Origin of the sequence: Pallidibacillus thermolactis, from assembly GCF_025660415.1 — a bacterium.
Classification (GTDB): domain Bacteria; phylum Bacillota; class Bacilli; order Bacillales; family Caldibacillaceae; genus Pallidibacillus; species Pallidibacillus thermolactis.
Window position 1 is genome coordinate 51407 of record NZ_JAOUSE010000005.1, and the last position, 22790, is coordinate 74196.

Below are 22790 nucleotides of genomic sequence, written 5' to 3' on the forward strand. Positions count from 1 at the left end.
GAGGAAACATATATGAAAAAAATACTAGTTGGTATATTCATTTTATTCATTGTTTTATTTACAGTTGCTTGCTCATCCGATGATGAGACGAAAAAAGTAAAAGTAGGAATTAGTGGGACTGACACGAGACAATGGGATTATGTAGCTGAAAAGGCAGCTAAAGAAGGAATTGAAATTGAAATTGTATCATTTAATGATTATGTTCAGCCTAATACTGCCCTTGCTGAAGGGGAATTAGACGCGAATGCTTTTCAAACCATTGCTTATTTCAACCAATTTATTGATGAACATAATTTAGATTTAGTACCAATTGCAACAACAGTTCTTGCTCCTATGGGACTTTATTCAGAAAAATATGAAGATGTAAAAGATATACCTGAAAATAGTACGATTGCGATTCCAAATGATGTATCAAATGGGGGAAGGGCGTTACTATTGTTAGAAGAAGCTGGGCTCATCAAATTAAGAGATGGGTATGATGGTAATTTAACAAATCTTGAGACCGATATTGTTGATAATCCTTTAAACTTAAAACTTGAACAAATGGTCGCTGCACAAACACCAAGGGTACTTCCAGATGTTGCTGCCTCTATCATCAATAATGGAATTGCCATTGATGCTGGATTTAACCCTGTTAAGGATTCCATTTATCTTGAAAGTGAAACAGCAATTAACTATTTAAATATTATTGCTGTACGTGCGGAAGATAAAGATAATCCAACTTTAAAAAGAATTGCAGAGTTATTCCAAGAAGAAGACACCGCTACATTTATTAAAAAAGAATACGATGGAGCATTAATTCCAACTTTTGTTCCGTTAGATAAAATAGGATGGTAAAAATCTATTACAGAGAAACAATGAAATAAAAGGGGTGGTCTCAGTGAAAGCAGTAAAAACAAGTTTAGTAGAAAAAATAAAAGAAAATATTGAAAAAAATAAAGAGCTTTATATTTCTACAAGCCATAAAATCCATAAAAACCCAGAAATTGGAAACCAAGAATTTTTTGCATCTAGTTTATTAACGGAATTACTAGAAAATGAAGGTTTCTCAGTCACAAAGGGAGTAGCAGGACACGATACAGCTTTTATTGCAAAGAAAACATCAAATAAAGCAGGTCCTACTATAGCATTTTTAGCAGAATATGATGCCTTACCTGGTCTTGGTCATGCTTGTGGTCATAATATTATAGGGACGATGAGTACAGCAGCTGCAATTGCATTAAGTAAAGTTCTTGAAGAAGTAGGTGGGGAGGCAATTGTATTAGGAACGCCTGCAGAAGAAGGTGGACCGAATGGTAGTGCGAAGGGAAGTTTTGTAAAGCATGGATTAGTCGAAGGGATCGATGCGGCATTGATGATTCATCCGAGTGGTAAAACTAGTTTAACGTCGCCATCTCTTGCAGTTGATCCTCTTGACTTTGAATTTTTTGGGAAATCTAGTCACGCTGCATCTGCACCACATGAAGGGATAAATGCACTTGATGCAGTTATTCAATTGTTTAATGGAATTAATGCACTTAGACAACATGTAACAGATGATGTCCGTATTCATGGAATCATAACCCATGGCGGTGATGCACCAAATATTATACCTGAATATGCAAAAGCTCGATTTTTTATACGAGCTTCCACAAGAAATCGTTTGAATGGAGTAACAAAACGTGTTAAAGCCATTGCAGAAGCTGCGGCATTGGCAACTGGTGCGAAAGTAAAAATTACAGCTTTTCAAAATGAAGTTGATAATTTGTTATTAAATGATCGCTTTAATAGAGTTTTTCAAGAAGTTATTGAAGAACTTGGGGAGACGGTTCATGATCTAAAACAAGGTATAGGTTCGACTGATGCAGGTAATATTAGTCAAGTTGTTCCGACCATTCACCCATATATAAAGATTGGGCCAGATGATCTTGTGGCTCATACAGATGAATTTAGAGAAGCAGCAGTATCTGAAAGAGGCGATTATGCTCTTATTACAGGTGCCAAAGCTCTTGCTTTAACAGCTTTACGTTTAATATATGAACCAAATATTTTGGCTGAAATAAAAGCTGAATTTCAACAAAGAAAAGAGCTAGAAAACTTTCATTAAAATTTTATTAAGGAATCTGTCTTCATTAAAAAGGATGGATTCTTTTTTTTTGTTAAGATCAATCCCTTTTTGAACTATGATATGATATAGAAGAAGTTTTTATATAATAAAAGAAAATTTTAAATATATATCGAGAGGATGACTCCCATGATTTTAAAAACAAAAACGAAAACCTATCATTTATTGGAACGAACCTATATTATGGGAATCTTAAATGTAACGCCAGATTCATTTTCCGATGGTGGAAAATATACAAGTCTTGAAAAAGCTTTAAGTCATGCGATGAATATGGAAAAAGATGGTGCAGATATTATTGATATCGGTGGTGAATCAACAAGACCAGGTCACACCCCGCTTTCAACGGAGGAAGAAATCGAGCGGGTCGTGCCTGTTATACAAGCTGTTCGAGACAAAATAAGTATCCCAATATCGGTAGATACATATAAAGCAGAGACTGCGCGAGCCGCATTGGAAGCAGGTGCAGACATGATAAATGATATTTGGGGTGCAAAAAAAGATCCTGAAATTGCAAATGTGGCGGCCGAATATGATGTTCCGATTATTCTAATGCATAATCGCAAAGAGGAAGAGGCTCATTATTCGAACATTATTGATGATATGAAAAGAGATTTAGAGGAAAGTATTGATATTGCCTTAACGGCAGGAGTTAGGAAAGAAAATATCATTCTTGATCCAGGTTTAGGATTTGCTAAATCAATGGAAGAACATTTGTATGTTATGAATCATTTGGAAGAGTTTCATACTTTAGGTTATCCGATTTTACTTGCTACTTCCCGTAAACGATTCATTGGTCATGTGCTTGATTTGCCACCGGATGAACGAGATATTGGAACGGGGGCAACAACTTGTCTTGGAATTACGAAAGGAATTCAGATGATGCGGGTTCATAATGTTAAGTTAAATGTTGAGTTAGCGCGGATGATGGATGCGATGTTAAGAGCGAAATAAAGAGAAGTTTTAAGGGGATGATATGAAAAAGTATCAAGAACATCCTTTCTCAGTGATTTAAAAGACAAAAATAAAATCGGAAAGGGGATAGTTACTCGTCCCCTTTTTCTATTCCCTCGTTTTGTTTTAATCTCTCATCTATATCCTTACTCGGATCAATATGAATGACCATATCAATGCCAAGTTCTAGTTTAATTTTTTCCTCCAGCTGATGGATTAAACTGTGTGCTTCTTCGACACTGATATGTGCTGGAACAACGACATGCATAGAAGCAAATTGTTTCCCTGGACCATAATCATGAATACGTAAATCATGACAATTGGAAACAATATGGCTTTTCGCAATAATATTTTCTATTTTTTCAAATATTACCGGTTCCGGTGATGGTCCTAAAAGGAAGTAAACCGAATCCTTTGCTGTAATAAATCCTGTATAAATAATTAATAGAGAAATGATAAATCCAATGATCCCATCAATTGGTAAGTTCACATACACTCCAATGATAATGCCAAGGATAACACCTGAGGTAGCAATCACATCATTTAAGCTGTCTTTTGCAGCTGCCATATTGAGTCCAGAGTTGATCGTTTTTCCAATATATCGATTATAGGAATACATCCAAACCTTAATTAGTATTGAAATCACAAGAATAACAATGGCAATTAAGTTAAATTCGATAGGTTCCGGGTTGAAAATCTTTTTAAATGAACTTCCTAACAATTGCCAACCTACGGCAAAAATAAGAAATGCTACTACCAGTGAGGCAATATATTCATATCGACCGTGCCCAAAAGGATGCTCCTTATCTGGTGGTCGGTTACTAAGTTTTGCGCCTATAATAGTAATTATAGATGTGGCCGAGTCTGTTAAATTGTTGAAAGCATCTGAAATGATAGCAATACTGTTGACGATTAGTCCAATAATCAACTTTATAGTAAATAATAGTACATTACAAATAATTCCAAGGATTCCCGAGAGAACACCGTATTTTTCCCTGACAGAAACGTTTGCTGTATTTTCATGGTTCGGAATCAAATGTTTAATTAAAAATTTAATCATAGATTTCAATTCACTCTTTCCAAGTCAATCAAATTACTTCATAGTTTATTTTATTTTAACAATTGGGATTTGTGTGGGTCTATCGCAACAATATTGGCATAAACCAAAATTCTTTCTATTCTATATCATTAAACAACAAAACTTCTCTTCTTGTTAATCTACTTTACAGTCATTATTCTTTTGGTTAACCTTAGTCTATGTCTCACCCCAAGAATGTTATAAGGAAGATTTCGCAAATAGTATGTTCAAATTCATAAAATTTTATTTTTGGTCGATCGAAAGATGTATAAGATGTATAAGCTGTAAAATTAATATAATGTTCAATTTTAATTAAGGAAAAATATACATTTTGCAGTACGCTTATATTAGGAACCTTTTATCTATTACATCTTGAATTATGAAAAAGGTGAATATTGTCATCAAAGAGAAAGGTGGAGTAATTGTTGAAAAAGAAGATTTGGATTTTTATAGGGCTATTTGTCATCGTATTCATTGTTGGCGGGGGCCTCTTACTATATAGTTGGGGAGTATTTGCTACTTCTTTTAAAAAAGCGAATAATGATACGTTAGTAACAAAGCAGCAAACATTACCTATCCCACCATTATTAGAAGATAAAAATCCAGCCCCAAACAAGGCGGAATTTGAAATTACGGCACGAGATGGGACAATGGAGTTTTTTGAAGGAATAATTACAAACACAAGAGGGTATAATGGTAATTTTTTAGGTCCTGTTATCCGTGTACGCACGGGTGAAGAAGTATCTGTAAAAGTAACGAATGAATTAGATGAATCAACGACCTTACATTGGCATGGGCTAGAAGTAGACGGAGAAAATGATGGTGGTCCTCATAATGAAATAAAACCAGGCGAGACTTGGAATCCAATGTTTACAATTAATCAGCCTGCTGCAACACTTTGGTATCATCCACATCAAATGCATAAAACTGGAAAACAAGTATATGAAGGTATGGCCGGCTTATTTTACATTGAAGATGAGGTATCTGATTCTCTAAAAATTCCTAAAGAGTACGGAGTAAATGATGTGCCATTAATAATACAAGACCGTCGCTTTGATGGAGATGGTCAGCTTGATTATGAATTAGGTATGAAAGACTCGATTGTCGGGTTTGAAGGCCATACGATTCTTGTAAATGGTGCCGTAAATCCATTTGTAGAAGCTCCACAAGGAATGATGCGCTTACGTATTTTAAATGGGTCTAATGGAAGAATTTATAATTTAAAGTTTAGTAACGGCCAAGAATTTTACCAAATCGCTAGTGACGGTGGCTTTCTTGAAAAACCGGTTCGAATGGATAGTTTAACCGTTGGATCAGGTGAACGGGCCGAAATTTTAGTTGATTTTTCAAAAGTTGCAATGGGAGAAACCGTTGAGCTACAGGACCAAGGAATATCTTTTATGTCTTTTGTAGTAAACCAAGCAAGTGACAAAGTATATTCAATTCCGGAAAAATTGACGACCATTGAAAAAATTGATGAAAGAAAAGCTACCACGAAAAGAGAATTTAATTTTCAAGGAACGGGTAGTAGTGTGAGTATTAATGGAGTTCAAATGGATATGGATCGTATTGATGAAGAAGTAAACCTAGGTTCAACTGAAATTTGGGAAGTAGGTAATTTTACAGGACAAACCCATCCTTTCCATGCTCATGGTGTCCAATTTCAAATTCTTGATCGTAATGGTAATCCACCGCCTGATAATGAAGCTGGATGGAAAGACACTTTTCTTGTTAAACCTGGTGAAAATGTAAGAGTGATTGCTACGTTTAAGCATGAAGGAATCTTTATGTATCACTGTCATATTTTAGAGCATGAAGATGCAGGCATGATGGGACAATTTTTAGTAGAGCCCTGAGAGAATCAAAAATCTTGAATTCATGTGACTATCCTATTACTATAAATAAGATAAGGCTTACAGTTTTTTGGAATTTCGAACTTAAGTCTGTAAGCAATGTATTCTATGGTATATTATAATAAGTATGGTTTTTTATTATGATATGATGTGAATTTGGGAGGGAAAAATAAATGGCTTTTGTTATTACAGCACCTTGTAAAAATGAACTGGCAGCCGAGTGTGTTGAAGTATGTCCAGTCGATTGTATAGAAAAGGGAGAAGATCAATATTTTATTGACCCTGCTATCTGTATAGATTGTGGTGCATGTCAAGCAGTCTGCCCGGTTGAGGCAATCTATTATGAAGAAGATCTTCGTCCAGAAGAAGAAGTTTATTTAGAAAAAGCAAAAGAATTTTTCAGTAATCGTTAATTCAATTATAGTAAGGAAAGGAATAGCAATGATGTGCTATTCCTTTTTTGATATTTAAACAACTATATGTTTATAAATTATAAATTCATTGCAATGAAGGTCGAATTATGATATATTTATCTCGAATTAGAAATAACTGAAACAGAATTAATTTGGAGGAACTTATAATGAAAGAGTTAAAAGGATTGCATCATGTAACTGCGATTACAAGCAGTGCAGAAAAGATATATGAATTTTTTACGTATGTGTTAGGTATGCGTCTCGTAAAAAAAACGGTGAACCAAGATGATATCCAAACCTATCATCTCTACTTTACAGATGATGTTGGTGCACCTGGGACAGATATGACATTTTTTGATTTTCCTGGAATTCCGAAAGGTGACCATGGAACAAATGAAATATTTAAAACTTCATTTCGTGTTCCAAATGATGCTGCTTTGGAATATTGGCAAAAACGTTTTAACCGTTTAGGTGTTAAAAATTTTGGTATAAAAGAGCAGTTTGGTAAAAAATCGTTATCATTTGTTGATTTTGATGATCAGAACTATCAATTAATTTCTGATGAAAACAATAAAGGGGTTCCTTCTGGCACGCCTTGGAAAAAAGGTCCAATCCCAGAAGAATTTGCAATTACTGGTCTTGGGCCAATCGTTGTTCGAGTGTCTTATTTGGATTATTTCAAACAAGTTTTAGAGTCGGTTTTCGGCTTTCGACAAGTTGGAAAAGAAGGGGATCTTTATAATTTTGAAGTCGGCGAAGGAGGAAATGGAGCCCAAGTATGGTTAGAACATAATACAACTTTACCTCCAGGCAGACAAGGTTTTGGTACGGTTCACCACGCTGCTTTCCGAGTTGATGAAAAAAAGATTTAGAAGAATGGGATAAACATTTAAGAGAGTATCGTTTTGGTACTTCTGGATTTGTAGAAAGATATTATTTCGGTTCCTTATATACCCGGGTTTCACCAGAAATACTATTTGAACTTGCAACCGATGGTCCAGGTTTTATGGGCGATGAGTCGTATGAAACATTGGGGGAAAAATTGTCGTTGCCACCATTTTTTGAATCTAAACGAGCAGAAATTGAAAAACTAGTTCGCCATTTCGATACAGTACGTAGCAATAAAGTTTTTGAAAAAGAGTATGAATAAATACTTACGCCATTCTCATTGAGAGAATGGTGATTTTTTTTGTAAGAATATGAAGGATGCGAGTTACACTGATTAGCAGTAACTCTATCGTAGGATTTTCATAAATATAATTCTTTAGTTTGCTAATACAGTAAATTTATTTATTGACTAAGATTAATAGAAATGTTACTATGTGAATGTAACACAAATATTTTAGTTTGTTAAAGAATTAAACAATGAAAGTTCGTTCGATAGAATCAAACGATTAAATAATTCAAAGTAGGTGACCTAGACATGAAACGGTTAACAAAAATTTTTCTTCTCTTCATTGTAATTCTAACCCTTGGAGCATGTTCCACGGATTCTTCTAGTACGGATAGCAATGATCAATTAATAATTGGGATAGATGATGCCTTTGCACCGATGGGATTTCGTGATGAAAATAATAATATCGTTGGTTTTGATATTGATTTAGCGAAAGCGGTTGGTGAACAAATGGATACAAAAGTTGTCTTTCAACCGATAGATTGGGGTTCAAAGGAAACAGAACTACAAAGCGGAAGAATCGATTTAATTTGGAACGGTTATACAGTAACGGAAGAACGGAAACAAAAGGTTCTTTTTACTGAGCCATATCTAGCCAATGCACAAGTCATTGTGACTTTAAAAGATTCAGAAATTAATAGTTTAAATGATTTGGCTGGTAAATCGGTCGGATTACAAGCCCAGTCTTCAGCAAGTAATGCATTAAACAATTCTGAAATTGCTTCAGAAATAAAAGATATCACGGAATTTAAAACAAATGTTCTAGCTTTACAAGATCTAGATAATGGGAGAATCGATGCAGTAGTTATTGATGAGGTAGTCATTGATTATTATATGACATTGAAACCAGATACTTATAAAGTTTTAGAAGAATCTTTAGCTCCCGAATTATATGCAGTTGGTGTAAAAAAAGGAAACAATGAATTATTAGAAAAAGTACAAAAAGCAATGGATGAAATTATTAAAAACGGAACTGCAGCAGAAATATCTGAAAAGTGGTTTGGCGAAAACAAAATATTGAATTAATACCAAATGGAAAGGGAATAATTAGGGCTGTCGTTGGACAGCCATTTTATCGTTATAAATCGCATTTAAGATGACTTTGTTTAGCATGAAACATGCTGGAATAAGGAGGATTTGTATGTCAATCGATTATTTTGAAATGATAATCATGCCAATGTTGGAAGGAGCTAAGATTACATTATTACTATTTGCTATTGTCATTTTGTTATCGATACCGATTGGCTTTGTTCTGACATTGGCTGTTCGAAGCCGGATAAAACCTCTATCTTGGTTAGTCCAAGGTTTTATATATGTCATGCGGGGAACACCTTTACTTTTACAACTATTATTTATTTGTTTCGGGTTACCATTAATACCGGTGATCGGGGAATACTTAGTGTTAGATCGCTTTGTAGCGGCATGTGTTGGTTTTGTTTTGAACTATTCGGCTTATTTCGCTGAGATTTTCCGTGGAGGCCTTCTAGCAATTGATAACGGACAATATGAAGCAGCCAAAGTGTTAGGTTTCAATCGTTGGCAAACGATGACAAAAATTATTATTCCTCAAATGATCCGTGTATCATTACCAACGGTATCCAATGAGTCTATTACATTAGTAAAAGATACATCTTTACTATACGCTGTAGCGGTACCCGAATTGTTGCATTTTGCGCAAACTGCCGTTAACAGAGATGCGACAATTGTACCCTATTTTGTAGCTGGTTTTATATATTTAATGATTACGCTTGCTTTGACTTGGGTTTTAAAACGAATCGAACGAAAATATCGATTCGAATAAAGGAGGGATCGACGTGTCTATTATTAAGGTAGAGAATTTGCAAAAATCATATGGGAAATTAGACGTATTAAAGCAAATCAGTTTTCAAGTAGAACGTAAAGAAGTAGTTGCCATTATCGGGCCATCTGGTTCAGGTAAAAGCACATTATTAAGAAGTATTGCTAATTTAGAAACAATCGATGATGGCAATATAGCCATTGACGGTGAATATTTAGTGAAAAATGGGCAATATGCAAAACAGAAGGATATTCAAAAAATTTTAAGTAAAATGGGCATGGTGTTCCAACATTTTCATTTATTTCCTCATTTAACAGTTAAGGATAATTTAGAGTTAGCACCGAAACTTGTAAAAAAAGAAGGTGCAAGTGTAGTTGAAAGGAGAAGAAGAGAGTTACTTGAAAAGGTAGGTTTAGCGGACCGTGCCGATGCTTATCCAGCTAAGCTTTCCGGTGGGCAAAAACAACGGGTTGCCATTGCGAGAGCGCTCATGATGAATCCGGATATTTTAATGTTTGATGAACCGACGTCTGCATTAGATCCAGAATTAACTGGTGAAGTTTTAAATGTAATGAAGGATTTAGCTGAGGAACAAATGACAATGGTTGTTGTTACTCATGAAATGGGGTTTGCTCGTGAAGTTGCCGATCGTATTATCTTTATGGACAAGGGTGAAATTGTTGAATCTGGTTCACCTGAAGAAATATTTGAAAATCCGAAAACGGAACGGACGAAGACATTTTTAATGAGGGTACAAAAATAGTATTTGTTATGTAAATATTATGATCAGTGATTCTATATGTATGTACTAATATTGACAAAATTGATTCCTTTACTTGATCGATTATTGTGCTATATTTAGGAAAACCCCTAAATATAGCTTTTTTATATCCATTCTTATATAACGTGGAATAGATTAAAAAAGTGAAGGTTTCTAAATAAGTGAAAGAGATTCATGTATAAAAATGTCAATAGATAAAATCATATAAATATGGAATTTTTCTAAGTAAAAGGAGAATGAAAATGACCCAGTTTTATAAAAAGTCCGTTCAAGAGACATTAGAAGAATTAGGGGTTACGGATCAAGGTCTAACGAATGAAAAAGTAAAAAAAAGAAGACAACAATATGGTTTTAACGAATTAGAGGAAGCGAAAAAGAAAAGCACAGTCCAAGTGTTTTTTGAACAATTTAAAGATTTTCTAGTCATTATTTTATTAGTTGCAGCACTTATTTCAGCTTTTATTGGAGAGTTTGAAAGTTCAATCGTTATCCTTGTTGTTTTAATATTAAATGCGATTTTAGGCACAATCCAACACGTAAAGGCTGAGCAATCTTTAAATAGTTTAAAAGCGTTATCTTCCCCTTCTGCGAAAGTATTACGGGATGGTAAAAAAATTGAAATTCCATCAAGGGAAGTTATTGTGGGTGATATTTTATTCTTAGAAGCAGGCGACTATGTTAGTGCGGACGGACGTGTTCTTGAAAGTGCCAGTTTACAAATAAACGAGAGTTCTCTTACAGGTGAATCGGAGAGTGTGAATAAAACCATTGAGGCGATTCCAGAAGAAGTTGGTATAGGTGATCGAACAAATATGGCATTTTCCGGTAGTTTTGTTACTTATGGAAGAGGAACAATAGTTGTCACCGATATTGGTATGCAAACGGAAATCGGAAAAATTGCCAATTTACTAGGTAGTGCTAAAGAAAAGAAAACACCGTTACAAGTAAGTCTCGATAATTTTGGTAAGAAACTTGCCATTATTGTTATTCTCATCGCTATTATTATTTTTGCTTTAGATATGTTTCGTGGACGAGAGCTTGTCGATTCATTTATGTTTGCTGTTTCACTAGCTGTTGCAGCGATCCCTGAGGCATTAAGCTCTATCGTTACAATTGTACTTGCCTTTGGCACGCAGAAACTTGCAAAGGAAAATGCGATTATTCGAAAGCTTCATTCGGTTGAAAGTTTAGGTAGTGTATCGGTTATCTGCTCCGATAAAACAGGAACATTGACTCAAAATAAAATGACTATTCAGAAATTATATATCGATAATAAAATCATTGATAAAAATAATTGGGATGCTGACAATGATTTTGGTAAAAAGTTTGTGACGATGTCTATTTTATGTAATGATGCCATAACCGAAGATGGGAAGGAAATTGGAGACCCAACGGAAGTGGCTATGGTTAATTTAGCAGAAAAAATCGGACTTGATGATGAGCTTGATTTACGAAAACAATATCCAAGGTTAGCGGAAGTGCCTTTTGATTCAGACCGTAAATTAATGAGTACGGTACATAAAATTAATGATGAGACTCGAATGATTACAAAAGGTGCACCAGATGTCTTATTAAGTCGTGTTGTAAAGATGGCCACATCTAATGGAATAAGAGATTTAACGGATGAGGATCGTCATAAAATTTTACAAGCAAACCTTGAATTTTCTAAAGATGGTCTTCGAGTGTTAGCTCTTGGTTATAAAATCCTTCCTGATCATCACAACGTATCAACAGATGATGAATCAGATTTAATTTTTGTCGGTTTACTTGCCATGATGGACCCACCTAGACCTGAGTCGAAAGAGGCTGTAGAGAAGGCGAAGGCAGCCGGTATTACACCGGTTATGATTACTGGAGATCATAAGGTAACAGCTTCTGCCATTGCAAAGCAAATTGGTATTTTATCTGAAGGTGGAGAAGCGGTGGAAGGTGCAGAAGTTGAGCAAATGAGTGACGAAGAATTACGAAGACGTGTCAAAAATATTTCCGTATACGCAAGAGTATCGCCAGAACATAAAATTCGCATCGTTCGTGCTTGGCAAGATACTGGCCACCTTGTTGCGATGACTGGTGACGGTGTCAATGATGCACCAGCTTTAAAACAATCAGATATTGGTATTGCAATGGGAATAACGGGTACCGAAGTTGCTAAAGATGCAGCTTCCATGGTTTTAACCGATGATAACTTCTCTACAATTGTTAAGGCAATTTCTAACGGCCGCAGTATTTATGCCAATATTAAAAATGCAATTAAATTTTTACTTTCTGGGAATACGGCGGCGATAATAGCAGTACTATTTGCATCATTAGGCGGCTTTCCAGTCCCATTTGCACCGGTACAACTATTGTTCATTAACTTGTTGACGGATAGCTTACCGGCAATCGGCATTGGCTTAGAGCCAATGGATGAAAGTTTAATGAAACAAAAACCACGTAATATTAATGAACCTTTATTAAATAAAAAATTTATGGCACAGGTCGTTATTGGTGGTGTAATTATTTCAATTAGTGTTATTGCAGCTTTTTTAATCGGTCTACAAGTAGATGATGGTGGTTTAACTGCCATGACAATGGCCTTTACTACTCTTTGCTTTTCTCGGCTTTTGCATAGTTTCAATTGTCGAACAAATCGATCGATTATTAAAACAGGTATATTTAAGAATAAATTTGTTTGGGGTGCAGTCTTTATCGGTGTCTTGCTGCTGGCCTTTGTTGTATTGACTCCAGGTGTAATGGGAGTTTTTGAAGTTGTGCCATTAGAGGCAACCTATTATTGGACGATTTTCGGTTTATCTTTATTCCCATTGATTAGCATCCAAATTTATAAATTAATTATTGAAAGATAAATACTCGTTCATAACTAACTTTTATCAGTTTTGCTTCTATTGAATTAGTTTGTGCATAACTTTTGGCAATTTATTATACCGTTTCAGACAGGTGTATTGTTAAAAAGTCCTACCTTGAGTTACATAGGTAGGTCTTTTCATTTCATGAAATTGACAAAGTTGTTAAAAACTTTATGCTTTAGAAGGTTCCTTTCGCTTTCCTTTTTATCATATTTTTGGTTTAATTAGAATAAATTGAATCTAAAAGTTTATTTTTAATGGGATATGATTATATATAGATTTTCAAAAAAGGATGATGATGTTGGATAACTTTTTAATGAATAGTTTTCCAGAAAATATAAAAAAAGAAATTGAGCAAATCCAAAAATTAATCCTTCCTCTTGCAAAGAAAACCTCGAAATATATGTTTTGGACGTTTCCGCTGATCGGCATTGCGGTTATTAATTTAGTCGTTCTACTCTTCTTTACGCCAAAGGATACGAATGTATATATTTTGTTATTTGTATTTGCCATTGTCGGTGCGGTGGGCTTTGCTTTATTAAAAGAAGCAAAAATTAACCGCAAAGAAATTCGAAACATCGGTCTTCGTTATATTATAGAGAGAATTAATAAAAGTTCGATTATGACAGATGAACGGAAAAAACATTATATCCGTATTGTTAATGATAAACCTATTTTGGCGATGGAAAATTTTGTTAAATTCCTTCAAGAGGAAGATCGAATGAAGCGAATGCGTTATTTTAATCAATTTAAAACAGATGAAGAATAAATGATTCTAAAATGAAACTCCGAATATAAGATTAGGGAGTTTCTTTATTTATGTCACATCGATTATGATTTAAAGAATAGAGTCAATTTTATGTGTTTTTAAGAAATATTTTCCTTTATTATATTCAGCAGTTCTTCTGGTTTCTCCGCATATATATACTTTTTGTTTAAAAGCGCATGAGGCTGGCAGGTGCATTCTTCACAGTAGTCCAAACAATCCATTTCCTTCGTGATTATTCCTTTTTCATCTATTATTTCCTCTAATTCTTCAATCATCTCGTCATCGAAAAATAAATTTAGATTATTCGTACATACTTGTAATTTTGCCGTTTTTTTCCGGATTGAAAATAGTCCCATTACCTATCACCGACCTTTGATTTTATAAAAAAATTATTTGATTCCTAAAACCGTTTTGTTCTTTTCCATTGGTGTATTTATTCTTTATTATACTATTTTTTGTAATGTTTTTTATAATGTTATGTTTCTGACTTTTTACACTGGTAAAAGATGATAATTCAATGTTTATATAATTATTAAAACTAGCAAATTATATATGAACGAATGATAAAATAAATATATATCGTGTGTTTAATCTCTAACTTTTAAAAAAATGAATTTAGTGCCGATAAATAATATACAGTTAATACATGAGAAAGCCGTTTTTTAATATAGCTACTGGAGGATTTGGGAAATGGAACATAGCAAGGAAGGAATTTTGTTACAAAGCGGGACTAATGAATTAGAAGTTATTTTGTTTCATATCGGTAGTCAAACTTATGCGATTAATGTCTTGAAGGTCCGTGAAATTATTATGCCGGCACCGATTACAAAAGTTCCGAACTCACATGAAGCGGTAGAGGGAATCATTAATTTACGCGGTGAACTAATTGCCGTTGTCAACTTGGCCAAAATGATTAATGCTCCGTCTAGTATTCATGATTCGGACCGTTTTATCGTTGCCGAATTAAATCAAACGAAAATTGCCTTTCGTGTTCATGGAATTGATCGCATTAGCCGTATATCATGGGAACAAATAGAAAAGCCGAACGATTTAACGATTAGTGACCAACCATATGCTACCGGGGTTATTAAGTTGGATGAAAGAGAAATGTCGATTTTATTGGATATAGAAAAAATAGTCGTAGAGATTAATCCAGCATTAGGTGGAAGTGCCGAGAGTATCAAAATGCTTGGTCATCGTGAACGTTCAACTAAAAAAATTGTTGTAGCAGAAGACTCAGGAGTTTTACGAGCTTTATTAAAGGATACCTTAACAGGGGCTGGCTATGACAACGTCACCTTTTTTCAAAATGGTAAAGAGGCTTGGGAATACTTAGAAAACTATGCGGAAGATGAAACCGTTCGTCCGACAGATAAGGTTCATTTACTTCTAACAGATATTGAGATGCCACAGATGGATGGACATCACTTAACATATCGAGTGAAAAACCATCCGAAATTAAAAGATATACCTGTCATTATTTTCTCTTCTTTAATCACAGAAGACTTATATCATAAAGGGGAATCGGTAGGAGCAAGTGCGCAAATTAGTAAACCTGATTTAGTAAATTTAGTAAAAGAAATCGATAAGTTTATTTTATAACTTTAGAAATTTAGATACTCATATTTCTATTGATTACAATAATTAGGGTTGTCCTTGATCTTCCGTTCGGACAACCCTTTTTTAATGGTTATGTTTGTGTTGGATTATTTGTTTCAAGTTCCCTCTTATAATTTCGGTGGAGTTTTATAAGACGGACAATATTTAGGGCGATTGTTTTACATACAGCGTATACAGGTACACCAAGAATCATACCGAGCACACCTGCGAGATTGCCAGCTACTAATAAGATGATGATAATGGTTGCTGGATGGGTGTCTAATCGTTTACCAATCACAAGTGGTGAAATGAGACTACTTTCAATTTGTTGAGCTATAACAGCAACAACAATCACTAACCCTACCATGATAGGGGAATCAAACATCGCCACAATCACAGCAGGTGCAGCCCCAAGAATCGGTCCAAGATAAGGAATAATATTGGTAACGGCTACGGCAATAGCTAAGATAAGTGCATAGTCCAAGCCGATAATTAAATAACCAATGTAAGATAACGTTCCGACACAAAGGGAAACAATCATTTGCCCTTGAATATAGGCAGCTAATGTGTCTGTTGTATTTTTTAGAATTGATAAGCCTTCTTTACGATAGGATGAAGGAATAAATTTTACAATTGCATTTGGCAATTTATGTCCATCTTTTAATAAAAAGAACAAAAGAAATGGAACTGTAACGATCACGATTGCGGTATTGGCAATGACACCAAAAATACCAGAAATACTACTCGTTATCGTAGAAGGAATGGCTGATAAATAGCTTGTTAATGTATCTATGACTTGGTCTATATCGACATATTGTTGGGTTTGTACCCAGTGAAATGCTTCTGAACGTAAAAATTGTTCAAAAAAGAACTGAATTTCATCAATATAGAAAGGGATATTGTTAATTAATTCTTTAATTTGTCGTGTAAGGATTGGGACGACAGTTGCAATAACAAAAACAAGCAGTCCAATGAATAGAAGGTAAAGTATGATAATACCTAATGTACGTGGGATCTTTAACTTATTTTGGGCAAGAGAAACGAGTGGATTAAATAAAAAGTAAAGAAACCCAGAAATTAATATAGGGAAAAACAAGGTTGACATAAACACAACAACGGGATCAAATAAAAATGATATTTTTGTCAGTATGTAGATAATCGCTACGATTAGTAAAATTTCTAACGTCCAGAATTGTAATTTTGACTTGAACAATACCGTTTACTCCTTCCCGATTTTCAATCTAACTTAATAGTAATGAAAAAATGTTTAGATTTCCACATTTTTATAAATTTGTATAGGAAAAGATAAAGAAAATAAGAACATGTAAATTAAAACTGATATTCATTCAGAAATTACCGATATTTTTTCGCATTAAAAAAAGGGGCTAAAATTGGCCCCTATTATTGCAAGTGTTGGTTGTGATATGGAAACTGGTTCGTATATCCTTGGAACTGTTGGTAAGATTGTTGTAATTTTTGCGTTTCTGCTGCCTCAAAGCTGTACCAACCTTTTTTAAACATGAGTTCGAACAGTTCACGTTGACAATTTTGTGTTTCGTTGTAAATCGACAAAATATCTTGATATAGAGAACGGTGACTCGCCTCATTTAATGCAGTGCTATAAGCATCAGTCATATATTTTTCTGTTGCGAGCATATCATTGGTAAAATCTCGATCATTCATTTGCGGAGTCTTTTCTATTTGGACAGCTGGATTTTGGATTTTATTTTGCTGGTTTTGTTGATTCATTCTTTTACCCCACCTTTATTCATATTTTTTTATTGTGTCTTGCCCATAGGCTGATTGTTTTGTTTATTTAAATGACGAAGAATTTGATTATAGTGCTTTTGATGCATCATCCCTACTTTATCTAATGCTGCTTTAATTTCTTGATCTTGGCATTGTTGAGCATAAAAATGAGCCTTTTTCATCGCTAGTAAATTCCAAGAAAGCATATCCGTTAAATATAAGGAATCTTTTACTGTGACAACTTCTGGTGGTGTCATCATGATCGGTTGCTGATTTTGATGGATAGGTTGTTGTTCCATTTTTAACCTCCTAAATGTAACTTTTTTGTCAAATATAGGTTTCCAATTAAACGAAATTCTATGTAAAAATATAAAATTTTCGTTTGTGTTATGTTTGCGACTATGATATTCTCATTGTTCAGTTTTTTACTTTTTTGTAATCGTTTTCATATCCATACTATCAAATTCATGATAAAATAATTTTTGAGAATACCTTTTGGAAAATTCTCTTAATTCAGCCTACTAAAGGGGGATGCAACATGGAGAATTTGATGCGGAATTGCTTTTTATTTTTATCCAAAAATAAAACAATAACAAAATTGGCCAAAAAATATGGGTTGCGACTGGGTGCATCACGATTTGTTGCTGGTGAGTCGGTTGATCAGGCTGTTCAAATTATAAAGAATATGAATAAGAAAGGGTTAGTGGTCACAGTTGATTATTTAGGGGAATTTGTAAATAGTGAAAATGAGGCACTCAACATGACAAATCAAACAATTAAGACAATTGAGGCTATAGGAAAGGAAAACTTAGATGCACAAGTTTCATTAAAATTAACGTCGCTAGGTTTGGATATTTCAGAAGAACTAGTAATGACTAATTTTAGACGGATTATTAATAAAGCAAGAGAATATCAAGTTTTTGTGACGATTGATATGGAAGACTATGAACGCTGTGAAAAGACATTAGAAATCTATAAAACTTTTAAAAAAGAATATGAACATCTTGGTACCGTTATTCAAGCATATTTATACAGAGCTGAAAAAGATATAAAAGAGTTGGATGCGTATGATGCAAGTCTACGCCTAGTAAAGGGTGCCTATAAAGAATCATCGGAAGTAGCCTTTCCAGATAAAAAAGATGTTGATGAAAATTTCAAGAAATTGATTCGTTTACACTTGGAAAACGGTAATTTTACTGCCATTGCTACCCACGATGATGCGATCATTGAGTATACAAAACAATTGGTAAAGGAATTAAATATACCGAAAGATCAATATGAATTTCAAATGCTTTATGGGATTCGTACCGATAGACAGTTTGAACTCATTCAAGAGGGATATCCAATGCGTGTATACGTACCTTATGGGACAGACTGGTATGGTTATTACATGAGAAGACTTGCGGAACGGCCAGCAAATGTGTGGTTTGTTGTTAAAAATATGTTTAAAAAGTAAAAAAAGGGGGATTCATCATTTCCCCCATTTATATAAATTAATTTGTATCTGTTCTTTCTGGTGTAATAGCAATATTTTTTATTTTTCATAAAATATAGTAAAAACAGAAACATTTTTATTGCATTGTTCTTAAAATTCTTATATATTTGTTTATGTAGAGTCAGATGGATTATTTTTTTAACATAAAATGAATGAGTATTCATTCAAGACGGCAAAGGGGGAAGAATTTTGACACTACAGATTCGAAAAGCGGCTGTGATCGGATCAGGTGTTATGGGGTCTGGCATTGCTGCACATTTAGCAAATATTGGAATACAAACTTTACTACTTGATATTGTCCCTAATCAATTAACTAAGGAAGAAGAATCTCAAGGTCTGACACTTTCAGACCGAAAAGTTCGCAATCGGATTGCTGATGCTGGTAGGCAAAAACTTTTAAAACAAAAACCTGCGCCACTAACTGCAAAAGAAAATATCGCATTAATAGAAACTGGAAATTTAGAAGATGACATAGAAAAATTAAAAGAAGCTGACTGGATCATTGAGGTTGTTACTGAAAGACTTGATATAAAAAGATCCGTATTTGAAAAAGTAGATCAATTCCGTAGACCAGGTTCTATCGTTAGCTCTAATACATCCGGAATTTCTGTAAATGCAATGGCTGAAGGTCGTTCGGAAGATTTTAAAAAGCACTTTTTAGGCACTCACTTTTTCAACCCACCACGATATTTGAAACTTTTGGAAGTGATACCAACAAAAGATACGGATCCAGAAGTTGTTTCTTTTATGCAAAAATTTGGCGAGGATGTGCTCGGTAAAGGTGTTGTTCTTGCGAAAGATACACCAAACTTTATTGCTAACCGCATAGGAACATATGGATTGTTAATCACACTACGTGAAGTTTTACAAAATGGTTATTCAATTGGTGAAGTTGATTCTGTTACGGGTCCAATCATTGGTCGTCCAAAAAGTGCCACATTCCGTACTTTAGATGTTGTTGGTCTTGATACATTTGTTCATGTAGCAAATAATGTTCGTGAACAGGTGGAAGGAGAAGAAAAAGAAGTATTTACTGTTCCTGAATTTTTACAAAAGATGTTGGACAAAGGATGGCTCGGCTCAAAAACGGGTCAAGGTTTTTACTTGAAAAAAGGAAAAGAAATTTTAGAGTTAAATCCTACTACATTAGAATATGAGCCACGAAAGAAAATGAAAACCTCATCCATCGAACTTGCTAAACAACAAAAAGGAACCAGTGCGAAATTAAAAACTTTAATTTATGCGAAGGATCGTACAGGTCAACTATTATGGAATGTGTTTGCACCAACATTAATATACAGTGCGTCACTATTAAATGAAATTGCCGATGATATCGTTTCTATAGACAATGCAATGAAGTGGGGCTTTGGTTGGGAACAAGGACCATTTGAAGCTTGGGATGCAATTGGCCTAGAAGCATCAATTGAACGAATGGAAAAAGACGGTCTTACCGTACCAGATTGGGTAAAAGAAATGGTAAGCTCAGGGTTTACTTCATTTTACAAAGAAGAAGATGGAACAATGTATTTTTATGACAGCGGTGAATATAAACCGGTCCAACAAAATGAAAAATACATCAATTTACAATTATTGAAAAAACAAAATCGAATTATTCAGAAAAATTCAGGCGCAAGTCTCATTGATATTGGTGACGATGTTGCCTTGCTAGAATTTCACTCGCCAAACAATGCTATTGGTTTAGATATTATACAAATGATTAATAAAGCGATCGATGAAGTTGAGAAAAACTATAAAGGGGTAGTTATTGCTAATCAAGGTAAAAACTTCTGTGTAGGAGCAAATATTGCACTTATGCTTATGGAAGCTCAAGATGGTAACTTTGATGAACTAGATTTTGTTATTCGACAGTTCCAACAAGCAATGATGAAAATTAAATATAGCGTAAAACCAGTAGTCGTTGCACCTCACCAAATGGCTCTTGGTGGTGGAGCAGAGGTTATTTTACCTGCGGCTAGAGTTCAAGCTTCACCGGAAAGTTATATAGGTCTAGTTGAAGTAGGTGTCGGATTAATCCCTGGTGGTGGCGGAACAAAAGAACTGTATATTAAACATTTAAATAGCCTTCCGAAAGGGGTCAAAATTGATTTACAAAATGTAGCGAATAAAGTTTTTGAAACAGTAGCGATGGCAAAAGTTTCGACTTCAGCTGCTGAAGCAAGAGAAAATGGATTCTTGAATAATTTAGACCGCATTAGTAAAAATCCAGACCATCGCATTCATGATGCAAAGCAATGGATTATTGACCTTCATGACAGTGGATATGTACCACCAATCCGGAGGAAAGTACCAGTTGTCGGTGAAACTGGTTATGCAACATTACTTTTAGCTGCTCAAGGGATGCATTTGTCTGGTTATATTTCGGATTATGATCTTCATATTGCGAAGAAATTAGCATATGTATTAGCTGGTGGGAAGTTACCTTATGGAACAGAAGTCGATGAACAATATCTATTAGATTTAGAAAGAGAAGCCTTTATTAGCTTAATTGGTGAAGTAAAAACACAACAAAGAATGCAACATATGCTTATGAAAGGAAAACCATTGCGGAATTGATAGACATTTCTGTTGACAGTGTGATGAGATTTCCAATCGAGGTATTTTCGAAGTGCTTTCGCGGACATAACCTCTAAGATCTAGCGTAAATTGTCCACGATAGGAGATATTGTAAATAAAACAGAGAGAAAAACGACGTGAAATGTCTACGATAGACGATATCGCGGACAAAATAGAGAGAAAGACAGGAAGAAATGTCCGCGATAGGCATTCTCGCGGACACAATAAGAGAAAATCAGTATAAATGTCGAAAGGAATGGCCTTAATAAAAGACATGAGTATAAAAATACCTACAGAACGCAACGACAAGTAACCAAAAACAATTGCAATTTACAAACAAAGGGGGAGCTAAAATGAGAGAAACGGTTATCGTCTCCGGTGCACGTACCCCTGTTGGACGTGCGAAAAAGGGTACACTTGCCCATGTTCGACCGGATGACTTAGGTGCACTAGTAGTGAAAGAAACGTTAAAACGAGCAGATAATTACGATGGGCCGATCGATGACCTTATAATGGGGTGTGCTATGCCTGAAGCAGAACAAGGATTAAATATTGCAAGAAATATAGGTGCTCTAGCTGGCGTACCATATACGACACCTGCTATTACGATAAACCGTTTTTGTTCATCAGGACTTCAATCAATCGCTTACGGTGCTGAAAAAATTATGCTCGGCGGTGCTGAAGCAGTACTTGCAGGTGGCGTAGAGTCTATGAGTCTGGTTCCGATGACGGGAAATGTTATTCGTCCAAATGCAACATTGGTAGAAACCGCACCAGAATACTACATGAGTATGGGTCATACAGCGGAACAAGTCGCAAATAAATACGGTATTTCTCGTGAAGAACAGGATGCTTTTGCTGTTCGCAGTCACCAAAGAGCAGCGGCAGCAATTGAAAATGAAAAGTTTAAAGAAGAAATCGTTCCAGTTGAAGTCACGCTCCGTTCGATTGATAAAAATAATAAACTAGTAGAAAAACAAGTTGTGTTTGATACTGATGAAGGGGTTAGACCAAATACAACGATGGAAATATTAGCAAACTTGCGACCTGCCTTTGCTGCTAAAGGATCGGTTACAGCCGGGAATTCTTCTCAAATGAGTGACGGTGCAGCAAGTGTGCTATTAATGGACCGTGAAAAAGCGGAGGCTGAAGGATTGAAACCTTTAGCAAAATTCCGTTCCTTTGCTGTTGGTGGTGTTCCGCCGGAAGTAATGGGAATTGGTCCAATTGTAGCTGTACCAAAAGCTTTAGAATTAGCTGGATTAGAATTATCTGATATTGGTTTATTTGAACTTAATGAAGCTTTTGCTTCCCAGTCCATTCAAGTTATTCGAGAATTAGGTCTGGATGAAGAAATTGTGAATGTTAACGGAGGCGCTATTGCCCTTGGTCATCCACTTGGATGTACAGGAGCAAAATTAACGTTATCGTTAATCCATGAGATGCGTAGAAGAGATGTTCAATTTGGTGTTGTGACTATGTGTATCGGTGGTGGCATGGGGGCTGCCGGTGTATTTGAATTATTATAAATTCTTAATTATTAACATATACAATATCTACCTTCAGCTCTATACACTCAAACACTCACGCAGTAGAAAAAATGTAT

The 22790-nt window shown here is 34.9% G+C and carries 19 protein-coding genes and 1 pseudogene; 15 read left to right on the forward strand and 5 right to left on the reverse strand.

The genetic code is table 11. The features are described from left to right. Nucleotides 1-12: 12 nt before the first annotated feature. From OEV82_RS03205 to folP, 3 genes are all read left to right on the forward strand, one after another. Nucleotides 13-837 carry a MetQ/NlpA family ABC transporter substrate-binding protein gene (locus tag OEV82_RS03205; protein ID WP_263060999.1) on the forward strand — a complete coding sequence of 275 codons (825 nt, stop codon included), beginning with the start codon at nt 13-15 and terminating at the stop codon, nt 835-837. A 34-nt stretch (nt 838-871) separates the two neighbouring features. Further along, on the forward strand, nt 872-2086 hold the full coding sequence (locus tag OEV82_RS03210; RefSeq protein WP_377701046.1) for a M20 family metallopeptidase: 1215 nt from the start codon (nt 872-874) through the stop codon (nt 2084-2086). A 147-nt stretch (nt 2087-2233) separates the two neighbouring features. After that, a complete protein-coding gene (gene folP / locus OEV82_RS03215) occupies nt 2234-3055 on the forward strand; it encodes a dihydropteroate synthase (RefSeq protein WP_263061002.1) in 822 nt (273 codons plus the stop codon). 91 nt (nt 3056-3146) lie between these two features. Here folP and OEV82_RS03220 read toward each other — a convergent pair whose 3' ends face one another. Next, on the reverse strand, nt 3147-4115 hold the full coding sequence (locus tag OEV82_RS03220) for a cation diffusion facilitator family transporter (RefSeq protein ID WP_263061041.1): 969 nt from the start codon (nt 4113-4115) through the stop codon (nt 3147-3149). A gap of 443 nt (nt 4116-4558) precedes the next feature. On the opposite strand from OEV82_RS03220, the gene OEV82_RS03225 reads away from it, so the two are divergent. The 8 genes and pseudogenes from OEV82_RS03225 (at nt 4559) to OEV82_RS03260 (ending at nt 13767) form a co-directional block, all read left to right on the forward strand. Beyond that, entirely contained in the window at nt 4559-5989 is a 1431-nt protein-coding gene (locus OEV82_RS03225; protein WP_317630482.1) for a multicopper oxidase family protein, read from the forward strand. Between the two features lie 170 nt (nt 5990-6159). Further along, entirely contained in the window at nt 6160-6399 is a 240-nt protein-coding gene (locus tag OEV82_RS03230) for an indolepyruvate ferredoxin oxidoreductase subunit alpha (RefSeq protein ID WP_173659961.1), read from the forward strand. 167 nt (nt 6400-6566) lie between these two features. Beyond that, nucleotides 6567-7549: pseudogene (locus tag OEV82_RS03235) on the forward strand (ring-cleaving dioxygenase). Between the two features lie 273 nt (nt 7550-7822). Further along, nucleotides 7823-8599 (forward strand): amino acid ABC transporter substrate-binding protein, encoded by a 777-nt coding sequence (locus OEV82_RS03240; RefSeq protein WP_173659965.1) that lies wholly within the window; start codon nt 7823-7825, stop codon nt 8597-8599. A gap of 115 nt (nt 8600-8714) precedes the next feature. Then, nucleotides 8715-9374: an amino acid ABC transporter permease gene (locus OEV82_RS03245; protein ID WP_263061005.1), complete on the forward strand. Its 660-nt coding sequence runs from the start codon at nt 8715-8717 to the stop codon at nt 9372-9374. Nucleotides 9375-9387: 13 nt separating this feature from the next. Beyond that, a complete protein-coding gene (locus tag OEV82_RS03250; protein WP_317634297.1) occupies nt 9388-10134 on the forward strand; it encodes an amino acid ABC transporter ATP-binding protein in 747 nt (248 codons plus the stop codon). A 260-nt stretch (nt 10135-10394) separates the two neighbouring features. Continuing rightward, nucleotides 10395-12998: a calcium-translocating P-type ATPase, PMCA-type gene (locus OEV82_RS03255; RefSeq protein ID WP_263061007.1), complete on the forward strand. Its 2604-nt coding sequence runs from the start codon at nt 10395-10397 to the stop codon at nt 12996-12998. A gap of 301 nt (nt 12999-13299) precedes the next feature. Further along, nucleotides 13300-13767 carry a YwnF family protein gene (locus OEV82_RS03260; RefSeq protein ID WP_263061008.1) on the forward strand — a complete coding sequence of 156 codons (468 nt, stop codon included), beginning with the start codon at nt 13300-13302 and terminating at the stop codon, nt 13765-13767. A gap of 98 nt (nt 13768-13865) precedes the next feature. On the opposite strand, the gene OEV82_RS03265 is transcribed toward OEV82_RS03260, so the two are convergent. After that, nucleotides 13866-14123, reverse strand: a complete 258-nt coding sequence (locus OEV82_RS03265) for a DUF1450 domain-containing protein (RefSeq protein WP_263061009.1) — start codon at nt 14121-14123, stop codon at nt 13866-13868. 334 nt (nt 14124-14457) lie between these two features. Here OEV82_RS03265 and OEV82_RS03270 point away from each other — a divergent pair, with 334 nt between their 5' ends. After that, a complete protein-coding gene (locus OEV82_RS03270; protein WP_263061010.1) occupies nt 14458-15369 on the forward strand; it encodes a chemotaxis protein in 912 nt (303 codons plus the stop codon). 88 nt (nt 15370-15457) lie between these two features. On the opposite strand, the gene OEV82_RS03275 is transcribed toward OEV82_RS03270, so the two are convergent. From OEV82_RS03275 to OEV82_RS03285, 3 genes are all read right to left on the reverse strand, one after another. Then, nucleotides 15458-16579 carry an AI-2E family transporter gene (locus OEV82_RS03275; protein WP_173659977.1) on the reverse strand — a complete coding sequence of 374 codons (1122 nt, stop codon included), beginning with the start codon at nt 16577-16579 and terminating at the stop codon, nt 15458-15460. Nucleotides 16580-16767: 188 nt separating this feature from the next. Then, nucleotides 16768-17115, reverse strand: coding sequence for a spore coat protein (locus OEV82_RS03280; RefSeq protein ID WP_263061011.1), 348 nt, complete (start codon nt 17113-17115; stop codon nt 16768-16770). 29 nt (nt 17116-17144) lie between these two features. Beyond that, a complete protein-coding gene (locus OEV82_RS03285; RefSeq protein ID WP_263061012.1) occupies nt 17145-17414 on the reverse strand; it encodes a hypothetical protein in 270 nt (89 codons plus the stop codon). A 239-nt stretch (nt 17415-17653) separates the two neighbouring features. On the opposite strand from OEV82_RS03285, the gene OEV82_RS03290 reads away from it, so the two are divergent. The 3 genes from OEV82_RS03290 to OEV82_RS03300 all read left to right on the forward strand — a co-directional run bounded on the left by OEV82_RS03290 (nt 17654) and on the right by OEV82_RS03300 (nt 22713). Beyond that, nucleotides 17654-18571: a proline dehydrogenase family protein gene (locus tag OEV82_RS03290; protein ID WP_173659983.1), complete on the forward strand. Its 918-nt coding sequence runs from the start codon at nt 17654-17656 to the stop codon at nt 18569-18571. A 228-nt stretch (nt 18572-18799) separates the two neighbouring features. Continuing rightward, complete coding sequence (locus OEV82_RS03295) at nt 18800-21184, forward strand: 3-hydroxyacyl-CoA dehydrogenase/enoyl-CoA hydratase family protein (RefSeq protein WP_263061013.1); 2385 nt, start codon at nt 18800-18802, stop codon at nt 21182-21184. A gap of 353 nt (nt 21185-21537) precedes the next feature. Continuing rightward, on the forward strand, nt 21538-22713 hold the full coding sequence (locus tag OEV82_RS03300; protein ID WP_263061014.1) for an acetyl-CoA C-acetyltransferase: 1176 nt from the start codon (nt 21538-21540) through the stop codon (nt 22711-22713). Nucleotides 22714-22790 lie beyond the last annotated feature (77 nt).

What these genes read in the sequence shown, in the direction of transcription:
- OEV82_RS03255 (WP_263061007.1), top strand. Translation starts at nt 10,395, where the DNA reads ATGACCCAGTTTTATAAAAAGTCCGTTCAAGAGACATTAGAAGAATTA.
- OEV82_RS03240 (WP_173659965.1), top strand. Translation starts at nt 7,823, where the DNA reads ATGAAACGGTTAACAAAAATTTTTCTTCTCTTCATTGTAATTCTAACC.
- OEV82_RS03265 (WP_263061009.1), bottom strand. Translation starts at nt 14,123, where the DNA reads ATGGGACTATTTTCAATCCGGAAAAAAACGGCAAAATTACAAGTATGT.
- OEV82_RS03290 (WP_173659983.1), top strand. Translation starts at nt 17,654, where the DNA reads ATGGAGAATTTGATGCGGAATTGCTTTTTATTTTTATCCAAAAATAAA.
- OEV82_RS03300 (WP_263061014.1), top strand. Translation starts at nt 21,538, where the DNA reads ATGAGAGAAACGGTTATCGTCTCCGGTGCACGTACCCCTGTTGGACGT.
- OEV82_RS03280 (WP_263061011.1), bottom strand. Translation starts at nt 17,115, where the DNA reads ATGAATCAACAAAACCAGCAAAATAAAATCCAAAATCCAGCTGTCCAA.
- OEV82_RS03245 (WP_263061005.1), top strand. Translation starts at nt 8,715, where the DNA reads ATGTCAATCGATTATTTTGAAATGATAATCATGCCAATGTTGGAAGGA.
- OEV82_RS03285 (WP_263061012.1), bottom strand. Translation starts at nt 17,414, where the DNA reads ATGGAACAACAACCTATCCATCAAAATCAGCAACCGATCATGATGACA.
- OEV82_RS03230 (WP_173659961.1), top strand. Translation starts at nt 6,160, where the DNA reads ATGGCTTTTGTTATTACAGCACCTTGTAAAAATGAACTGGCAGCCGAG.
- OEV82_RS03205 (WP_263060999.1), top strand. Translation starts at nt 13, where the DNA reads ATGAAAAAAATACTAGTTGGTATATTCATTTTATTCATTGTTTTATTT.
- OEV82_RS03220 (WP_263061041.1), bottom strand. Translation starts at nt 4,115, where the DNA reads ATGATTAAATTTTTAATTAAACATTTGATTCCGAACCATGAAAATACA.
- folP (WP_263061002.1), top strand. Translation starts at nt 2,234, where the DNA reads ATGATTTTAAAAACAAAAACGAAAACCTATCATTTATTGGAACGAACC.
- OEV82_RS03270 (WP_263061010.1), top strand. Translation starts at nt 14,458, where the DNA reads ATGGAACATAGCAAGGAAGGAATTTTGTTACAAAGCGGGACTAATGAA.